This is a genomic window from Aeromonas sp. QDB31, assembly GCF_027707605.1.
In the GTDB taxonomy this organism is placed as follows: Bacteria; Pseudomonadota; Gammaproteobacteria; order Enterobacterales; family Aeromonadaceae; genus Aeromonas; species Aeromonas media.
The window spans coordinates 295724-312693 of record NZ_JAPCIX010000003.1 but is presented as its reverse complement, the minus strand read 5'-3'; the positions used below and the strand labels follow the sequence as shown (position 1 = coordinate 312693).

Annotated in this window: 17 protein-coding genes, 2 tRNA genes and 2 pseudogenes; 9 read left to right on the top strand and 12 right to left on the bottom strand. The window is 62.6% G+C overall.

Annotation, left to right across the window (positions count from 1 at the left end; all coding sequences use genetic code 11):
* Positions 1-48: 48 nt before the first annotated feature.
* Positions 49-1170, top strand: a complete 1122-nt coding sequence (locus PG898_RS05170; protein ID WP_171269260.1) for a beta-ketoacyl-ACP synthase III — start codon at positions 49-51, stop codon at positions 1168-1170.
* 74 nt (positions 1171-1244) lie between these two features.
* Here the strand turns inward: PG898_RS05170 and tsaA are convergent, their stop codons facing one another.
* Positions 1245-1949: a tRNA (N6-threonylcarbamoyladenosine(37)-N6)-methyltransferase TrmO gene (tsaA, locus tag PG898_RS05165; RefSeq protein WP_171269259.1), complete on the bottom strand. Its 705-nt coding sequence runs from the start codon at positions 1947-1949 to the stop codon at positions 1245-1247.
* A gap of 198 nt (positions 1950-2147) precedes the next feature.
* Between tsaA and PG898_RS05160 the strand changes: the two genes are divergently transcribed.
* Positions 2148-3128: an NAD-dependent epimerase/dehydratase family protein gene (locus PG898_RS05160; RefSeq protein WP_171269258.1), complete on the top strand. Its 981-nt coding sequence runs from the start codon at positions 2148-2150 to the stop codon at positions 3126-3128.
* Positions 3129-3200: 72 nt separating this feature from the next.
* On the opposite strand, the gene PG898_RS05155 is transcribed toward PG898_RS05160, so the two are convergent.
* The 4 genes from PG898_RS05155 to cydD all read right to left on the bottom strand — a co-directional run bounded on the left by PG898_RS05155 (position 3201) and on the right by cydD (position 7638).
* Positions 3201-3593: a DUF488 domain-containing protein gene (locus PG898_RS05155; RefSeq protein WP_171269257.1), complete on the bottom strand. Its 393-nt coding sequence runs from the start codon at positions 3591-3593 to the stop codon at positions 3201-3203.
* 9 nt (positions 3594-3602) lie between these two features.
* On the bottom strand, positions 3603-3974 hold the full coding sequence (gene rcsF / locus PG898_RS05150) for an Rcs stress response system protein RcsF (protein ID WP_005325859.1): 372 nt from the start codon (positions 3972-3974) through the stop codon (positions 3603-3605).
* A gap of 156 nt (positions 3975-4130) precedes the next feature.
* A complete protein-coding gene (gene cydC, locus PG898_RS05145; RefSeq protein WP_171269256.1) occupies positions 4131-5876 on the bottom strand; it encodes a heme ABC transporter ATP-binding protein/permease CydC in 1746 nt (581 codons plus the stop codon).
* Entirely contained in the window at positions 5869-7638 is a 1770-nt protein-coding gene (gene cydD / locus PG898_RS05140) for a heme ABC transporter permease/ATP-binding protein CydD (protein WP_171269255.1), read from the bottom strand. The genes cydC and cydD overlap by 8 nt, the downstream gene beginning before the upstream one ends.
* A gap of 201 nt (positions 7639-7839) precedes the next feature.
* Between cydD and PG898_RS05135 the strand changes: the two genes are divergently transcribed.
* A tRNA-Gly gene (locus PG898_RS05135) sits at positions 7840-7913 on the top strand.
* A gap of 104 nt (positions 7914-8017) precedes the next feature.
* Positions 8018-8092: transfer RNA gene (locus tag PG898_RS05130), tRNA-Gly, on the top strand.
* Between the two features lie 119 nt (positions 8093-8211).
* On the opposite strand, the gene arcA is transcribed toward PG898_RS05130, so the two are convergent.
* The gene (gene arcA, locus PG898_RS05125; protein ID WP_005325853.1) at positions 8212-8931 is read right to left on the bottom strand and encodes a two-component system response regulator ArcA; all 720 of its coding nucleotides are present in this window, start codon (positions 8929-8931) and stop codon (positions 8212-8214) included.
* Between the two features lie 376 nt (positions 8932-9307).
* Here arcA and PG898_RS05120 point away from each other — a divergent pair.
* Positions 9308-9638: pseudogene (locus PG898_RS05120) on the top strand (DUF3293 domain-containing protein).
* A 117-nt stretch (positions 9639-9755) separates the two neighbouring features.
* Positions 9756-10235: a putative 4-hydroxy-4-methyl-2-oxoglutarate aldolase gene (locus PG898_RS05115; RefSeq protein WP_043130163.1), complete on the top strand. Its 480-nt coding sequence runs from the start codon at positions 9756-9758 to the stop codon at positions 10233-10235.
* A 4-nt stretch (positions 10236-10239) separates the two neighbouring features.
* On the opposite strand, the gene PG898_RS05110 is transcribed toward PG898_RS05115, so the two are convergent.
* Positions 10240-10716 carry a hypothetical protein gene (locus PG898_RS05110; RefSeq protein ID WP_171269254.1) on the bottom strand — a complete coding sequence of 159 codons (477 nt, stop codon included), beginning with the start codon at positions 10714-10716 and terminating at the stop codon, positions 10240-10242.
* Between the two features lie 167 nt (positions 10717-10883).
* Between PG898_RS05110 and PG898_RS05105 the strand changes: the two genes are divergently transcribed.
* Positions 10884-11273, top strand: a complete 390-nt coding sequence (locus PG898_RS05105) for an META domain-containing protein (RefSeq protein ID WP_171269253.1) — start codon at positions 10884-10886, stop codon at positions 11271-11273.
* A gap of 71 nt (positions 11274-11344) precedes the next feature.
* Here the strand turns inward: PG898_RS05105 and PG898_RS05100 are convergent.
* The 4 genes and pseudogenes from PG898_RS05100 to PG898_RS05085 form a co-directional block, all read right to left on the bottom strand.
* Positions 11345-11689, bottom strand: a pseudogene (locus tag PG898_RS05100) (IS4 family transposase); the annotation flags it as partial.
* 85 nt (positions 11690-11774) lie between these two features.
* The gene (locus tag PG898_RS05095; RefSeq protein ID WP_171269252.1) at positions 11775-12956 is read right to left on the bottom strand and encodes a M20 metallopeptidase family protein; all 1182 of its coding nucleotides are present in this window, start codon (positions 12954-12956) and stop codon (positions 11775-11777) included.
* The gene (locus PG898_RS05090; protein WP_005339141.1) at positions 12956-13405 is read right to left on the bottom strand and encodes a hypothetical protein; all 450 of its coding nucleotides are present in this window, start codon (positions 13403-13405) and stop codon (positions 12956-12958) included. The genes PG898_RS05095 and PG898_RS05090 overlap by 1 nt, the downstream gene beginning before the upstream one ends.
* Positions 13402-14220 carry a DUF3100 domain-containing protein gene (locus PG898_RS05085; RefSeq protein ID WP_171269251.1) on the bottom strand — a complete coding sequence of 273 codons (819 nt, stop codon included), beginning with the start codon at positions 14218-14220 and terminating at the stop codon, positions 13402-13404. Before PG898_RS05085 ends, PG898_RS05090 begins: the two co-directional genes overlap by 4 nt.
* A gap of 219 nt (positions 14221-14439) precedes the next feature.
* Here PG898_RS05085 and PG898_RS05080 point away from each other — a divergent pair, with 219 nt between their 5' ends.
* Together PG898_RS05080 and PG898_RS05075 are read left to right on the top strand one after the other, a co-directional pair.
* Positions 14440-15657 (top strand): GNAT family N-acetyltransferase, encoded by a 1218-nt coding sequence (locus PG898_RS05080; protein ID WP_171269250.1) that lies wholly within the window; start codon positions 14440-14442, stop codon positions 15655-15657.
* A gap of 161 nt (positions 15658-15818) precedes the next feature.
* Positions 15819-16325 carry a GNAT family N-acetyltransferase gene (locus PG898_RS05075; RefSeq protein ID WP_005325838.1) on the top strand — a complete coding sequence of 169 codons (507 nt, stop codon included), beginning with the start codon at positions 15819-15821 and terminating at the stop codon, positions 16323-16325.
* A gap of 60 nt (positions 16326-16385) precedes the next feature.
* Here the strand turns inward: PG898_RS05075 and PG898_RS05070 are convergent, their stop codons facing one another.
* Positions 16386-16886 carry an SRPBCC family protein gene (locus PG898_RS05070; RefSeq protein ID WP_005325836.1) on the bottom strand — a complete coding sequence of 167 codons (501 nt, stop codon included), beginning with the start codon at positions 16884-16886 and terminating at the stop codon, positions 16386-16388.
* Positions 16887-16970: the final 84 nt, after the last annotated feature.

Here is a 16970-nt window from a genome sequence, read left to right as displayed (position 1 = left end):
AACCCTAAAAAACAGACAAGCCGGGATTGCACCCGGCCAGGAGCAAAGATGACCTCTATCGTAATCAGTGGCTCAGGCCTCTATACCCCGCCCTTTGCCGTCAGCAATGAAGAGCTGGTGGCGGCCTTCAACCAGTATGTGGATCTCTACAACGAGGAGAACGCCTCCGCCATCGATGCGGGCCAACTGCCCGCCAAGCAGCATTCGAGCTGCGAGTTCATCGAGAAGGCGTCCGGTATCAAGAGCCGCTATCTGGTGAGCAGGGAGGGGGTGCTGGATCCGGACATCATGCAGCCCCTGCTGGCGGAGCGCCCCGATGACCAGCCCTCCATCATGGTGGAGATGGCGGTGGCCGCCGCCGAACAGGCACTGATCGCCGCCGGTCGCGAGCCGGGGGAGATAGATCTGGTCATAGTCGCGGCCTCCAACATGCCGCGCCCCTACCCGGCGCTGGCCATCGAGCTGCAGCACTATCTGGGGGCGAGCGGCATGGCCTTTGACATGAACGTGGCCTGCTCCTCCGCCACCTTCGGCATCAAGACGGCGGCGGATCTGCTGGCGGCCGGCACCGCCAGACTGGCCCTGGTGGTGAATCCCGAGATCTGCTCGGGGCACCTCAATTTCCGCGACAGGGACAGCCACTTCATCTTTGGCGACGCCTGCACCGCCGTGCTGCTGGAGCGGGAGGCCGATTGCAAGGTGGCCAACCCCTGGCAACTGGTGGCGAGCAAGCTGGTGACCCAGTACTCCAACAACATCCGCAACAACTTCGGCTTCCTGAACCGATTCAGTCCGCGCACCCGCTACGGAGATGACAAGCTGTTCCGCCAGCAGGGGCGCAAGGTGTTCAAGGAGGTGCTGCCTCTGGTGTGCACACAGATAGAGGAACAGCTGGGGGAGCAGGGCTGGCAGGCGGGGGAGCTGAACCGCCTCTGGCTCCATCAGGCCAACCTCACCATGAACCAGTTCATCGGCCGCAAGCTGCTGGGCCACGACGCCAGCCAGCAGGAGGCGCCGGTGATCCTCGACAGCTATGGCAACACCAGCTCGGCGGGCTCCATCATCGCCTTCCACCTGTTCAACCAGGACCTGCCTAGCGGGGCCCGTGGTGTGCTCTGCTCCTTCGGCGCTGGTTATTCCATCGGCAGCCTGTTGTTGCAACGCCTCTGAGTACCGCCATCCGGCGGTGGCAGCAAAAAACCACCCGAGCGGGTGGTTTTTTTATTGGCCGGGGCCGGTGAAGATCAGGCGGGCTCTATGGCCGACACCAGGCATTCAGGTTCTTTTATCTGAAATCGAACGTTTACATCGAACAATCTGACGCCGTACTCCTTGTCGTCCGGCTTGCCCTTCTTGTAGGCGGGACGGGGATCCTGGGCCAGCACCTCGCTCACCAGCTGGCGCAGCTCGGGGTGGGCCTTGAGCCAGGGCATGAGCTGCAGCTCCGCCTCGGGGGTGAAGCTCACCATCAATGGCGGGGTTGGGGCCTCGGGGGCGAAGCCGCCCCGGGCGTGGGGCAGGCTGTCGGCATAGGGAATGTAGGGCTTGATGTCGACCACAGGGGTGCCGTCCAGCAGATCCACGGCGCCGAGGTCGAGCCACAGCTTGCCACGCTCACGGCCCACCCCGTGCAACTCGACCACGGAGAGGCCGAGCGGGTTGGGGCGGAAGGTGGAGCGGGTGGCAAAGACCCCGACCCGCTCGTTGCCGCCAAGGCGCGGTGGACGCACCGTCGGGTGCCAGCCCTGGGCCATGGTCTGGTGAAACACGAAGCTGAGCCAGAGGTGGGAAAACTGCTCTATGCCGCGCAGCACGTCCGGCTGATCGTAGGGAGGCAGCAGCTCCAGGCGGGCGCGGGCCGATTTGACCAGGCCTGGCTGGCGGGGGATGGCGAACTTCTCCTTGTAGGGAGAGCGGATGATCCCGAGTGTGTCTATATCGAACTTCATGGCGGATCCTGGCTGAAAACCCCGGCAATGTAGCACAGGCGGACCGAAAACGCAGGCGTCGCCACAGTCGTGGCCGCCTGTGATCCCGGTCGCAGAGCGCGGCATCCGAGGCTGTGCCCTGGCGTCAACTTGCGTAGGGTGGGGGAAGAACGGGGATTGGCCGGGGTCATGGCACCGCGGCGCACAGGAGAGACAGGGATGAAACTGCTGATTATCGGCGGCACCGGTTTTTTGGGCCGCCACCTCACCTCGCTGGCCCTGGATTGGGGTCATGAGGTGACGCTGTACAATCGGGGTCACCGCCAGCACCCTGACTGGCGCGAGCTGACTCAACTGCAGGGGGACAGGGATCAGAGCCTGGATCCCTTGCTGGGGGAGGGACTGCACTGGGATCTGACCATAGACACCTGCTGCTATGACCCAGCGCAGGCGGCCAGCCTATCGACGGCCCTGCTCGGGCGTTGTGAGCGCCTCATCTTCATCTCCACCATCAGCGTCTATCGGGACTTCGCCCGGCCCGAGATGGACGAGTCGGCGCCGCTGCACGAGGTGGCTCCCGGCGAGTCAGCCAGCGGCTACGGTCCGCTCAAGGTCTTGTGCGAGGCCGAGTATCGGACCCGCTGGGGGGAGCGGCTCTGCATACTGCGCCCCGGCGTGCTGTGCGGCCCCTTCGACCCGACCGGCCGTCTGGCCTGGTGGGTGCAACGGGTGCAGCAAGGCGGATCCTGGCTGCTGCCGGGGGAGGGGCAGGACAGGCTGCAATACCTGGATGTGCGCGACTGCGCCGAGTTCGTGCTGCGGGCCGCCGAGCAGCGGCTGGAGGGTTGCTTCAACCTCGTCAAGCCCGGCATCGCTTTGGTGGACTGGGTGGAGCGTCTGGCGGCCAGGCTGGCCCCCGCCACTCCCATCGTGCCCGAATGGGCGCCCTGGCCCGCTCTGCTGGCCACCGGGGTGGAGCCCTGGCAGAGCTATCCGACCCTGTTGCCCAATGAGCAGCCCGAGCATGCCGGCTATGGCCGCATCAGCGCCGAGGCGGCCATCGTGCAGGGCCTCAACTTTCGGCCGCTGGAGGAGACGGTGGCGGATGTGGCCGAGTGGCTGGCCGGCGCGCCGGACGCTGCGGTGGCCGCCGGCATCACAGCCGAGCAGGAGACGCGGCTGCGTCAGCTTGTCCGGTAGCGTGGCCGGCAAGTGCCGCAGCAAAGCAAAAGGGCATCGAGAGATGCCCTTTTCTGTCTGGTGTGAGCGCCGCTACTCGGTGCGCATGGCGGCGCCGGCGGCGATCAGCAGCTCGCGCAGGATGGCGCGATGACAGCGGAACTCCTGCTCGCAGTAGCAGCCCACTGACAGGTTAGTGGTGTGGGAGAGGGCTGCCAGCAGCGCCAGATCGTGGCGGGCAGCTGGGCTTGCCATCTCGGCCTTGTACTGCTTGCAGAAGGCGGCCCACTGGGCCGGGGTCTCGGCGGCCTGACCGAGCTTCATGGTCTCGGCGCTGGGGGCCAGGTTGGGGAACCAGACGTCGTACCAATCCTGGCTGGCAAAATCGCTCTTGGGCACGCCGCGAGGCGGGCGGCGTACTGTGCCGATGCGCAGTCCCTCATCGGGGAGACGGGGGCTGCCGAGGCGGACGATGGCGAGGGCCATGCCGAGACCTTACTTCTCTTCGGCCACTTTCAGCGCCTGACCGTAGCAGATCACCTGCTTCAGGCAGCCCGGCACATCGCTGAACTCGGCGCACTTGTCGAAGCTGACGCCGTTGCCGCCCATGTCGGCCACGCGGCGGCGGGCCAGGGTGCGGGCTTCGCCGGCATTGGGCACCGCCTGATTGGCATCGGCCTGGCAGGACTCACCCTCGACGGTGCCGAGGTAGAGGTAATTGAGGTCGGCGAGCTGGTTCTGCTCATAGATCCGGACGCCGCCCGGCTTGAAATACTCGTCGAAGTTTTCCTTGTCCAGATTGCTGTTGAAGGCGAAGTCGGCACAACCGGAGGCAATCAGGGGCATCATCAGGATCAGGCGTTTCATGTCGAGGTCTTGTTGAACAGTGAGGGAGCCATTATAGGGGTCAGTCGCTGCCTGCGACCAGCCCCATTTTTCGCCCGGGAGGCGAGCTGTGACGGGGATCTTGGCACTATTAACAAGACAAGGGGCAGATCCCTGCCCCTTGTTCATTGGCTTTCATCAGGCGGGAGCCAGCCGCTGGTGCAGGCTGCGGTAGTAGTCATCTTCCAGTAACTCCTGGTGCGGGGCGCAGAGGCGGATCTTGCCCTCTTCCATCAGGGCCACCCTGTCCATCTGCTCCAGCCCCAGCAGGCGGTGGGAGATGAGCAGCAGGGAGCGCCTTGCCCCCAGCTTGAGCAGCAGGGCCATGATCTCCCGCTCGGTCTGGCTGTCGAGGCCTTCGGTCGGCTCATCCAGCAGCCAGAGCGGGGCGTCGTGCAGCAGGGCGCGGGCGATGCCGATGCGGCGGCGCTCGCCGCCGGAGAGGGGGCGACCGCCATCCCCGAGCCAGGCGTCCAGTCCGCTCTCTACCTCTTCATCTTCACCTGCCAGCAGGGTGGCGAGACCCACCTGGGTGAGGACTTCGGTCAGCCGCTCGTCGCTGGCGTCGGGGGCGGCCAGCTTGAGGTTGCCGCGCAAGGTATCGGCAAACAGATGCACCCGCTGGCTCACCACTGAGCAGGAGGCGCGCAGCGCCCCTTCGCTGTAGTGGGTCAACGGCTTGCCATCCAACAGAATCTCGCCGCTCTGTGCCGTCCACTCCCGGGTCAGCAGCCCCATCAGGGTGGACTTGCCACACCCTGTCTGCCCCAGCAGCGCCAGCTTCTCGCCGGGGTTCAGTTGCAGGGTGCAGCCTCGCAGCACAGGGGCATCCTGGCCGGGATAGGCAAAATGGAGGTCCCGTATCTGCAAGGCGCCTTGAGTCGCAGGCGCTTGCTCCTCTCCCCACTCTGGTGCCTTGGCCTCCTGCAGTATCTCGTTGAGACGACGGGCCGAGGTGAGGCTGGTGGAGAGGTGCTGGAAGGCGCCCGCCAGAGGCTGCAGCGCCTCGAAGCTTGCCAGTGTGGCGAACACCATGAGCGCCGTGATGGGATCCGGGGTGCCACCGCCGACGCCGTGACCGGCCAGCCACAGCATCAGGGTTAGGGTCCAGCCGCTGAGCAGCTGGACCGAGAAGCTGGCGAGGCCGCTCACCCTGGCCATGCGGGCCTGGGCCTGGATCAGGGCCTGCTCGGCCTGTTGCAGCTCGGCCAGCGCCTTGGGGGCGGCGGCGAACATCTGCAGCTCGGCATGGCCGTCCAGGTAATCCACCATGCGGGTGCGCATGGTGGATTTCTCGGCGATGAGTCGACGACCGGGCGACCGGCCGGCGAAATAGAACACCAGCGGCAGGGCCAGCATGCCAAAGAGCAGTATGGCCCCCAGGGTCAACGCCAGGCGGCTGTCGAAGAAGGAGAGGAAGAACACCAGCCCGGCGCAGCTGAGCAGGGCCGCCCCTATGGGAGTGACGAGGCGCAGGTAGACGTGATCCATGGCGTCGATGTCGGCCACCAGACGGTTGAGCAGATCCGCCTGACGAAAACCGGCCAGGGTGCCGGGGGAGAGGGGGGAGAGCCGTTGCCAGAACCAGACCCGCAGCCGGGTGAGCACCCGGAAGGTGGCGTCGTGGCTAACCACCCGCTCACCCCAGCGGCTGGCGGTGCGCACTATGGAGAAGAAGCGCACCCCGCCTGCCGGGGTCATGTAGTTGAAGGTGTCCCGGCTGGCGACCGCCAGCCCCGCCACGGCGGCGGCGGAGAGGAACCAGCCTGAGAGGGAGAGCAGCCCCATCCCGGCCACCAGGGTGACCAGGGCCAGCAGCAGGCCGAGGGAGAGGCTGAGCCAGTGCTGGCGGTAGAGACGCAGGAACGGCAGTAGATCAGTCATCGAGAGAATCCCCTGAACGTTGGGATAGCAGACGGGCGAAGGGCCCCTGTGCCTGGCAGAGTTGCGCGAAGTGGCCTTGCTCCACCAGCTGGCCGCGCTGCAGCACCAGTATGTTGTCCATCTGGCTGAGCTGATCGAGGCGGTGGGTGATCATCAGCAGGGTCTGGCCTTTCGCAGCGTCTTCGAGCGTGCTCATGATGGCGCGTTCGGAGTGGCGATCCAGGCTGGCAGTGGGTTCATCCAGTACCATCAACTGGGTGGACTTGAGCAGGGTGCGGGCCAGGGCGAGGCGCTGGGCCTGACCGACGGAGAGACCCCCGGCCTGATCTCCGACCGGATAGTCGAATCCCTTCTCCCTGGCAAATTCCCAGGCCTGGGCCCGCACCAGGGCGGCTTCCAGCTCGGCGTCGCTGGCCGTGGTCCTGGCCAGCAGCAGGTTGTCTCTCAGGGAGGCGTGGAACAGCTGGGGGTTCTGGGAGAGCCAGCCCAGTTGCAGCCGCCATTGGCTCATGTCCAGCTCGGTGAGCTCCTGGCCGTTGACACGGAGCGAACCGCGATAGGGGGCAAAGCCGAGCAAAGCGTTGACCAGGGAGCTCTTGCCGGCCCCGCTGATCCCGACCAGGGCAGTGCGCGTGCCTGCCTCAAGGGTGAAATCGATGGGGCCGACCAGCACCTTGCCCTCGGCGCTCAGCACCTCCAGAGCGCGGGCCTCCACCCTGATGGGGCCATCGGCCTGGAAGGGGGCACTCCCTGAAGCTGGCTCGCTGACTTCGGCCTCGAGAAACTCCAGCAGCTGCTCGGCGGCGCCTATGGCCTGCGCCTTGGCGTGGTAGTGGGCGCCGAGTTCCCGCAGCGGCGCGTAAAACTCGGGAGCGAGAAACAGCACGAACAAGCCGGTAAAGAGCGTTACCTTGACGCCATAGTTGCCGAAGTTGAGGTGATCTATGTAAGAGAAGCCGAAGTAGACCGCCACCAGGGCCACCGCGATGGCGGCGAAGAACTCCAGCACGGCCGTGCTAAGGAAGGCGAGCCGCAGCACCTCCATGGTTCGCTCCCGAAAATCTTCCGAGGCGTCGCGAATGGCTTCACCCTCCGCCTGGGTACGCATGAAGAGCTGCAGGGTACGCAAGCCCTTGAGTCTGTCGAGGAAGTGGCCGGAGAGCCGCGCCAGGGACTGGAAGTTGCGGCGGTTGGCATCGGCGGCGCCGACGCCCACCAGGATCATGAAGAGTGGGATGAGGGGCGCGGTGCCGAGCAAGATGATGCCAGCGGCCCAGTTGACCGGGAACACGGCCACCAGGATCACCAGGGGAATGAAGACGGCTATGGCCATCTGGGGCAGATAGCGGGAGAAGAACTCCTGCATCTCTTCAATCTGCTCGAGCAGCAGGCTGGCCCAGCTGCCGGCGGGGCGGCGCTGGATATAAGCTGGCCCGAGGCGGGCGAGGCGGGTGAGCACCAGCTCGCGGATGGCTTGGCGCACCGCACTGCCTGCCCTGAAGCTCGCCACCTCCCGGCCATAAGCCAGTGCAGCCTTGGTCAGGGTCACCAGCAGCAGGGCGATAAAGAGGGGAATGGACTGCTCGGGCGTGGTGCCTTCGATGATGAAGCCGTGGAGCAAGGTGGCCAGCAGCCAGGCCTGCATCACCATCAGTATGCCCTGACCCATGCCGAGACCGATGGAAAGACCGATCCAGCGCCGGCCATGGCCCGATTGTTTGCGCAACCAGCCATAGAGATGTTTCTGCTTGTTCTTGTCCATTACCACCCTCCTCGGTCGAGTGGCGCAAGACTATCGTCGCCCCCACGGCTTGGCAACCTCGCAGATCCGGGAGTGTGAACGTCTTTGTTTGAAAAAGCAGCTGCATGCTCAATAGTTGGCCGAACAGCTTGATTTATGGCAAAAAATACGAAGGCGGTGATTGCGCTCGCCGGCAAAATGCATATAGTAGAGGCCACTGACGCGGGTGTAGTTCAATGGTAGAACGGTAGCTTCCCAAGCTGCATACGTGGGTTCGATTCCCATCACCCGCTCCACATTCTGATACCAGGTATCTGTCCCGTCTCGTTGTTGCCTACTTCTGGCACGTCTCTTAAGACGCCGATTCCATGCCTTGTATCTGCTGCGTTCCTGATGTCTTGCGGGCATCGTATAATGGCTATTACCTCAGCCTTCCAAGCTGATGATGCGGGTTCGATTCCCGCTGCCCGCTCCAGCTTTCATGCAAAAAGCCCACTCGACTGAGTGGGCTTTTTGTTTTGGCGGACAGACGACTTGCACCAGCCACAAACAGAAGAGGCGCCCACAGGCGCCTCTCGCTTCACCGGGCAGGGGTTATTCCTGCTCCAGCTCGCCACAGAAGCGGTAGCCTTCGCCATGAATGGTGGCGATGATCTCCGGGGTGTCGCCCACGCTCTCGAAGTGCTTGCGAATGCGGCGGATGGTGACATCCACGGTACGATCGTGGGGCTTGAGCTCACGGCCTGTCATCTTCTTGAGCAGTTCGGCACGGGTCTGGATCTGGCCCGGGTTTTCGCAGAAATGCAGCATGGCGCGGAACTCTGAGCGGGGCAGCTTGAACATGTCGCCTGCCGGGCTGACCAGTGCACGGCTGTTGATGTCCAGCGCCCAGCCATTGAACAGGTAACGCTCCACCAGCTTCTTCTCTTCGCCACCGGCGGTCACGTTCATGGTGCGACTCAGCAGGTTGCGGGCACGGATGGTCAGCTCGCGTGGGTTGAACGGCTTGGTGATGTAGTCATCGGCGCCGATCTCCAGCCCCAGGATCTTGTCCACTTCGTTGTCACGACCGGTCAGGAACATCAGGGCGATATTGTCATCTTCACGCAGCTCGCGCGCCAGCAGCAGGCCATTCTTGCCCGGCAGGTTGATGTCCATGATCACCAGGTTGATGGTGTGGCTGGTCAGGGCTTGATGCATCTCATCGCCATTGTTGGCTTCCAGCACTATGTAGCCTTCGGCCTCGAAGATGCTCTTGAGGGTGTTGCGGGTGACCAGCTCGTCTTCGACGATCAGAATATGTGGTGTTTGCATGAGTATTCCCAGATTCTTATCAGTTAATTATCGAAATTTTAACACTCTTTGGCGTTATCCGACCGGTCCTGAAAATTTATTACGTCATCCTGGGTATGAATGTCAGGTCGAATCATCGCGAATTTGGTATCTATGTTGGCAAACATCCCTGTGCCGCACATAGGCTCTCAACAAGTCTGATCGAGAGAAGCCTGGAAAGGTAGTCCATTACAAAAGTTGCTGCATTTTATCAGTTAACAGGCGCATAACAACACTCTTTGCCGTCAGATAGCAACTTTTTAACTCAGGTTTGATATAAGTCAATCCCGAGGTTCGCTGCATCATACGTGGGCTGGCCCGCTTTTTCGCCCTTAAGAAATGTAATGGGATGTAACATGTGGTTGACATGACTTTGTGGGAAAACTACAGAAATGTGTGTTTTATTGCCCCCTTCGCACCGCCAGTCTGGGCTGCCTATGCCATCGTCACGGCCTGGAATCCGGCCAGCCAGCGGGTGGGGCAGCGCTCCGGATGAGTGCTGGCAGGAGGCGTCCCTGTTGCTGCACATTCCTCAGGGCGAGGCCATCCGACTGGCCGCCCGCTTCGGGCAGAATGCCCTCTACTGGGTGGTAGAGGGGGAGCTCTGGTTGGTGCCCGTCCTGCTGAAGGGGGAGCCATGCCATCTTGGCAGACTGACTTCCCGCTGGATGCTCAGAGCTTTCGCATGATGAGAGGCTGGACGGGAGCCACACCATCCGGGTATGTCGGTTGCCCGCTGGATTGTCAGCCTGTCCACATGATGAAAGAATGAGCGGACTCATTCACTCCATGGAAGGATGCTGACCATGCTGGATCTACTGCCCGACCTTTGCGATCAACATGGCGATGCCCTGCAGGTGGCAGAGCCGCTGTTTCACGATTATGGCGGCAAGCCGCTGTTTTATGGCGAGGCGGTCACTCTCTCCTGCTTCGAGGACAACAGCCTAGTGCGGGAGCTGGTGGCGAGCCCCGGTCATGGCAAGGTGATGGTGATCGACGGCGGTGGCTCCCTGCGCCGGGCGCTGCTGGGGGACCAACTGGCCATCAAGGCGGTGGAGCAGGGATGGGAAGGGATCCTGATCCACGGCGCCGTGCGAGATGTGGGCACCTTGGCGACGCTGGCGCTGGGAGTCAAGGCGCTGGCGGCCTGTCCGGTCAAAACCGAGAAACGCGGACAGGGCGAGCTGGATGTGGTGCTGTCCTTTGCCGGGGTCAGCATAGCGCCGGGGGATTATGTCTACGCCGATCTCAATGGCGTGCTGGTCAGTGGCGCCAGGCTCCTCTGATCCCTCAGAAGTTGAAACCTACCCCCAGGGTGAGGAACTGCTCGGTGCTGAAGGCACTGAGGCCGTAGTTGGCGGTGATGGCCAACTGCGGTGTCACCAGCAGGCTGCTGTTGAGCTCCACCAGGGTGCTGGGCTTGCTCACCTCCAGCTGTTTGAGCTGGCTGCCGATGTTCAGTGAGGGGGATAGGCGGTAGCGCACCCCAGAGCTGATATTGAAGCCGGCCTGCTCGCTGTGGCTGCCCACTGCCGGTCCGGCCTCCATGTAGAGGCTGATATCATCCTCTACCGGATATTGGTAGCCGGTGTTGATGAGCCAGATATCGAAATTGTCGCCCGTATGGGCCTGGTTGCCGAGCAGTACGCCGGAATAGCTTTTCACGTAGAGCTGGCTGTCGGCTTCGTTTTTGAGGAAATCCCAGTCGGCGGCCTGGGCCGAAAAAGTGAGACAGGATGCGAGTGCGATGACGAGAGACTTGACCATTCGTTTCCCCTCCCTGGGTCCGGAACAGGACTACAAGCATGGCACATGCCAGCAGGGAGTAAAGGGAACTCCGATCACAATAAAAGAGTTTTGATGGGCGCCAGAGTCATGATAAACAGGCCCCTCACTCTGTGTCTTCACGACTTTCTCCATCACGAGGTGAACTCATGAACAAGAAACTGACCCTGCTGGCTGCGCTAGCCCTGGGAGGCTGCGCCATGGCAACGGGTTCTACCCTGGCAGAGCTGCAAGCATCGACCTGGCAGTTGCAAGGGGCGAGCGGTGATACCTTCACCCTGCAGGTCGCCGGCGACAAGGTGGCAGGCAAGGGCGGCTGCAACCGCTACTTTGGCGGCATCACAGAGCAGGGGGACGGTGTTCTGGCTCTGGGCCCCATGGGGGCGACTCGCATGATGTGTACAGGGGAGCTGGCCGGCAAGGAGATGAACTACCTGCAGGCGCTGGAGAAGGTGGCAAGCTTCCAGATAAGCGGCAAACAGCTGGTGCTGAAGAATGCAGAGCAGGCGACGCTGCTGACCTTCGATGCGGTGAAATAAACGGGTATGTTGTCAGGGATTGTCGCAGCCTGACATCAGCCCCAAAGACGCCACGGCGTAATGCCAGTCAGTTAAGTTTGACTGGCATTTTTTTATTCGCTTTTTTCATATTCTCCTTCTGTGACCTTGCCTTCACACTGCACGGCCAATATCGCTCTCTTCTGATGGGCAGGACAAACAACCTCGCTTGTGGCTCAAGGTCCGCTCCCCGCCTTGGGAGATTGCCCGCTGACACATACGGCATGCAACACAGTCATGGATGAGGAACGCCGACGCCATATGAAAACTCAGCTGACTCATCGTGTCTCTCTTCAGGCTCGCCGCCATCTTCACCATCTGGCTGTGCGACAGGTTGTACGCTGGCAGTGCATCCATCGATCTTGCCTTATACCCACCGCCTCCTTGCTGTTGAGGGTGCGGGTCAGCAGGCGGGCCTCCGCGGCCCACCTGCCAGATAGTTGGGGGATGCATGATGTGAGTAATTGCAGCTCCCCTTACCCGTCAGGTGCGTCTGGTCGCCAGATTGACAAAGATCTGGGCTCCCACCAGCAGACAGTCATCGTCCAGGTAATAGGGATTGGCGTGCAGGTAGTTGCAGATCCCCTTGGCCTGATTGCCGCTGCCGAGGAAGAACATGGCCCCCTTGCGATCCGGGGTGGCGTTGATCATGTAGCTGAAGTCTTCGCTGCCTGTCATGGGTTGACCCTGGGCATTGATTCCCTCGGCCGGCAGCACATCGGCGGCGGCTTGTTGCAGACGCTCGCAGGCCTCGGTGTGGTTTTCCACCGCCGGGTAGCCGGCATGGACCATGGTGGTCTTGAAGCCGCGCAGCTCGCTCTGGGCGATGATGTCCCTGAAGCTGTTTTTCAGGATCCGGTCGGTCTCGGCGTCCATGGCACGTATGGTGCCACGGGCCTGCACATGGTCGGCCACCGCGTTGGGAATGGTGCCGCCGTTGATCATGCCGCAGCCGAACACCGCCGGGCTGAACGGGCTGGTACGCTTGGCGACTATGTAGTCCATGTCCTCGATGATCCGCACCGCCTCGCGGATGGCATCCAGCCCCTTGTGGGGGGTGGAGCCGTGGGCCGAGATGCCGTGTACATCCAGGGTCCAGGCCGAGCCCCAGGAGGACATGACCCCCTGGTTGAACTTGATGGTGCCCGTCTCCATGGCGCCGTCGTTGTGCAGGGCATAGACCTCGTCCACCCCTTTCATGCAGCCGAGCTCCACCATCTTCTCGGCCCCCGGCACCCGCATGTCCTCCTCCGCCATCTGGAAGATGACGCGAACGTTGTAGCGCAGCTGCTCCCGGTGACCTGCCAGGAATTTCGCCGTGGTCAGGGCGATCGCCATGTGGGAGTCATGGCCGCAGTTGTGAGCCATCCCTTCATGGGTGGACTTGAACGCCACCTCGCTCATGTCGTGCATCTCCAGGCCATCCATGTCGGCACGAAACGCTATGGTGGGAAGCGCAGGCTCTATGACCAGATCCCCGTGAAAACCGGTGAAGCCCGGGTAGTCGGTGATCTGGTAGCCGAACTCTTCCATCAATCCCCGGCAGTAGGCGGAGGTCTTGAACTCGGCCCCGGAGTATTCCGGGATGCGGTGCAGGTGGTGGCGCACCTCGTGGCTGAAACCGCGCAGGGCCAACAGGTCAGGTTCGATATGGTAGTGGTTCATCAGATGATCCCTTGAATGGAGAAACCGAGCTGGGCAACCAGGGAGGCGCCGAAGAAGCAGCAGGTAGAGACGATCATGAAGATGAGGATCACCTTCCACGACATCTTCTTGAGCTCCTCCAGCTGACCGCCCACCGAGAGGCCGGCGAAGGCCAAGAGCGGCACGCAGCAGGAGAGGAAGGAGATTTTGGCCACGGCGTCGATGAAGAGGCCACGCACTGGAGTCTCGGGCAGGCAGATGAGGATGCCGATGATGGTGGCATAGGCAAAGGCCGGCAGGGACGAGGGCAGATAGCGCTTGGCCACCAGGGAGGCGAACACCACCAGGGACATGGCGACGAAGCTGTCACCCATGAGCCAGAGCGGGGTGCCCGTGGTCAGGGTCTGGGTAAACATGGCCAGTAGGATCGCCAGAAAGACGAAGCGCATATCCATCACGATGCTTTTCATGCTTTCGCTCCTTTGTCAGTCAGTGCATAGATCTTTTCGGCAAGGGGGAGCCCCAGATAGGTGAGGGAGAGGGCACCCAGGGCCGACGAGAGCAGGTTGGAGGCGGCGGCTATGCTCAGCACCTGCTGGGCCAGTGCCTCGTCGAGGCCGTTGATCAGGGCACCGGAGGCGGCGCTCAGCATGGAGCCTGAGCCCACGCCGGAACCGGCGGCCAGGGCCAGCGGATGCAGGCCTGTGAGGGGCGCTATGCTGCCGAGCACGCTGAACCAGAGGGTGCCGATGACGGAGCCGCACAGGTAGATGGCGAGCACGCCTATGTACTCCTGGGATCCGGTGCCGAATCTGCCCTGGATCACCGCAACCGAGGGTTCACGGCTGATGGAGGAGCAGGCCCCGATGGCGCGGCGACCGAAGCCGAACTTCACTGCCAGCGGAATGGCGATCAGGATGGGCAGGAGGTTGCCTATCTCCTGCAGGAAGAGCGGCACGCCGACGCTCAGGATCATCTTGAGGTTGGGGATGATCATGCCCGCATACTGAGTACCCAGGATCAGGAGGCTGAAGCCCACCATCTTGCCGCAGAAGCCATCTTCCTTATCGCCAAAGAGGCGCTTCCAGCCGGGGATGCGATCCTTGACCGGCTTGGCGGAGACTATCATGCCGATGATGACGGCAAAGAGCATGGGCAGTATGGGGATGATGGCGATGCCTATCCTGATCTCCTGTTTCCCGATGAGGTACTGGGCCACGAAGATCAGCAGGGCGGTCGCCAGGGTACTGACTAACACCGTTTTGAGTGGGCTGGTTTGCTGCATAGTGTGTTCTCTTGTTATGCGTTGTCATTCACGCGCGGCGCCGGCCGCTGCGAGATGGGGGCATGATAGGAAGGGCAGGGAGGCATTAATGTGACCGTCATCAAGCTGGCCATATGGCATTTTTTCATGGGGTATGCCGTTTAACCATGCTAAACATATGGTTTAACAAACCATTGGTAGCCGGTTATGCTGCGCAGTTCGGCGGTCGCAGGGGGAAGCATGGAACTGTTGATAGAAGAGGCGCTCTGGCAGCCTCGCTGGCAGGGTGCGCTGCAGGCGTGGCAGGAGCAGGGCAACCGTTGGCAGTTGCTGCGCGGCAGGGGTAGCGAGCAGCCGGCAGTGACTCCTGCGCCTTGGGCCTGCTGCCCGCCCGACGGCATCCTCTCGGCCAGCGGTTTGCTCGCCGCCTGGCTGGGGGAGGATGAGTCGCCCCTCATGACGGCGGACCCGAGCCGCCAGATCCTGATCTCTGCCTCCTGCGTTCTCCTGACCCTGGCCAAGGAGAGCGGCCTGCTCACCCTGGGGCCCAGCGGCGCGGATCTGCGATTGAGCGCGGACGACGAGCTGGCTGATGTACTGCAGCGACTGCTTGCCCGGCGCCTGTACATCCCCACATTGCATGAGCCATCGTCCGAACCAGTCTCTTGCTTGGTGCTGCGACCACTGCAGGCGGAGGATGAGACCGACATCGTGCGTTATTGCTCGGATGAGGCGCTTGCCCGCTACACCCTCAACATCCCCCATCCTTATCCACTGGAGGCGGCCCGCGACTGGCTCGCCATGAGCGGGCGCAAGGCCGCCCTCGGGCTGGGGTGGACCTGGGCCCTGACATTGCCCACCCGTGATGAGCCGGCCCCTCTGCTCGGGGTGATCTCCTTGCACTGGCACGGCGAGCTTGCCTGGTGGGTGGGCGTGCCCTGGCAAAACCGCGGACTGGCCACCAGGGCGGCGCTGCTGGTCAGGACCTTTGCCTTCGAGCAGCTGCGCCTGCCCGCCCTGACCGCCCGCCACATGCCGGGCAACCTGGCCTCCGGCCGGGTGATGGCCAAGCTCGGCATGCATCATTGCGGTCGGCGGCCCGGGTCGGCACGCCAACCCGCTGAACTGGATCATTGGCGGCTGGATCGCCCGCCGCACCTGCCGGACGGCCTCAAGGGTGCGCTGGCCCCCTGGCTCGAAGACGAGCGGGTGGCGGTGGCGATCCTCCATGAGAACGAGGCCGGAGGGCAGGAGGTGGCGCTCTTCATGGAAGGAACCGATGCGGGCGGTGAGCTGCACCTCCCCGCAGGGCTGACGGTCAGGTGCCATCCGCTCGCCTGGCTGGCACCTGAGGTCCCCGGGATGCAGGCCCATGGTGGCGGTGTCCTGCTCAAGGATAGAGGCGAGCTTGGTCTCGGTTATCTGCTGCGATTGCTAGGGGATCATCCTGGCGCTTGATGTTGACGAAGCCGGTGGGAAGGGGTGGTATTGCGACGTTTGGCGCACGGATTGCCACTCGTTTTCCTGAGTCAGCCCTCCCATTTTCGGATAAAGACGCTCAAGTCAGGGGCCACTTCTGTGAAATAATGGCGGCCCTGCTGTACGAGGAGTAACCCTGTATGTTGAGAACCGAGCGTCCCGGCGACATGCTGCCAGTCTACGAGCTGGTGAGCGCCGCTTTTGGTCGTCCCGATGAGGCCGAACTGGTCAATCGCCTGCGCGAGTGTGGGGCCGCCGTGGTCACCATGGTCGAGGAGGAAGAGTACGAGTTCATGGGGCACCTGATGCTGAGCCCGATCACCATTGACGGGCAGGAAGGTCCCTGGCTCGGGCTGGCACCGGTGGCCGTCCATCCGGACTGGCAGGGGCAGGGTATAGGCTCGGATCTGGTGCGGGAAGGGTTGGATACGGCCCTCGAGATGGACTGGAAGGCGGTGGTGGTGCTTGGCGATCCCGCTTACTACGCCCGTTTCGGCTTCCGGCCCGCCAGCGACTTCGGCCTGCACTGCATCTACGAGGTGCCTGCCGACTGTTTCATGGCGATGGAGCTGCAGCCCGGGGGGCTGGCCGGTCTGCAGGGCGAGGTGCTCTATCACCCCCTGTTCGATGAAGAGTCGGTGGAGTGATCGCCTGATCCCTCATGAAGAAGGACCCGTTCAGGGTCCTTCTTCATTTCAATCGCTCCCTCACTGGGCGAGAGATTTCAACTGCGGCTTGCCCGGCGGATTGTTCCAGTCGATGGGGCCGTGGGTGAAGCGATACTGCAACCTTGGCAGGCTGAGCTCCAGCCACTCCTCCCGGAAGTAGGCATAACCCTGGTCCCAATCGGGATCCTGGGCCCAGCCGGTTTGCAGGAAGTGGAGCCGGGTACCCTGGCCTTCGGGCACGAAGCGCAGGCTGACCTGGGTCTTCTGCTGACGGATATGGGGAAACTGGGGAGGGAAATTCCAGCTGAAGCTGAGCAAGTCATGGGGCATGACCGCCATCACCCGGCACCCTTCACTGCCGCGTTCCCCCAGCGGGGCCTCTGGCCTGAAATAGATTTCGAAAGGACCGTTGGGTTCCGCCACCATCAGGCATTCGGGCGCCAGAAAGCTGCGCAGACCGCTCTCCGTGGTCCAGGCCCGCCAGACATCGTCGATGTGGGCGGGTACCAGAATACTGCCTTCTATTTGCTTGTTATCCATAAATCAGTGAACCTCAAACCAGTCATGGACGGGACCCAGGCAGTATAGCCCCTAAGGCGATAAAATAGGCAGCCCTGCATCACA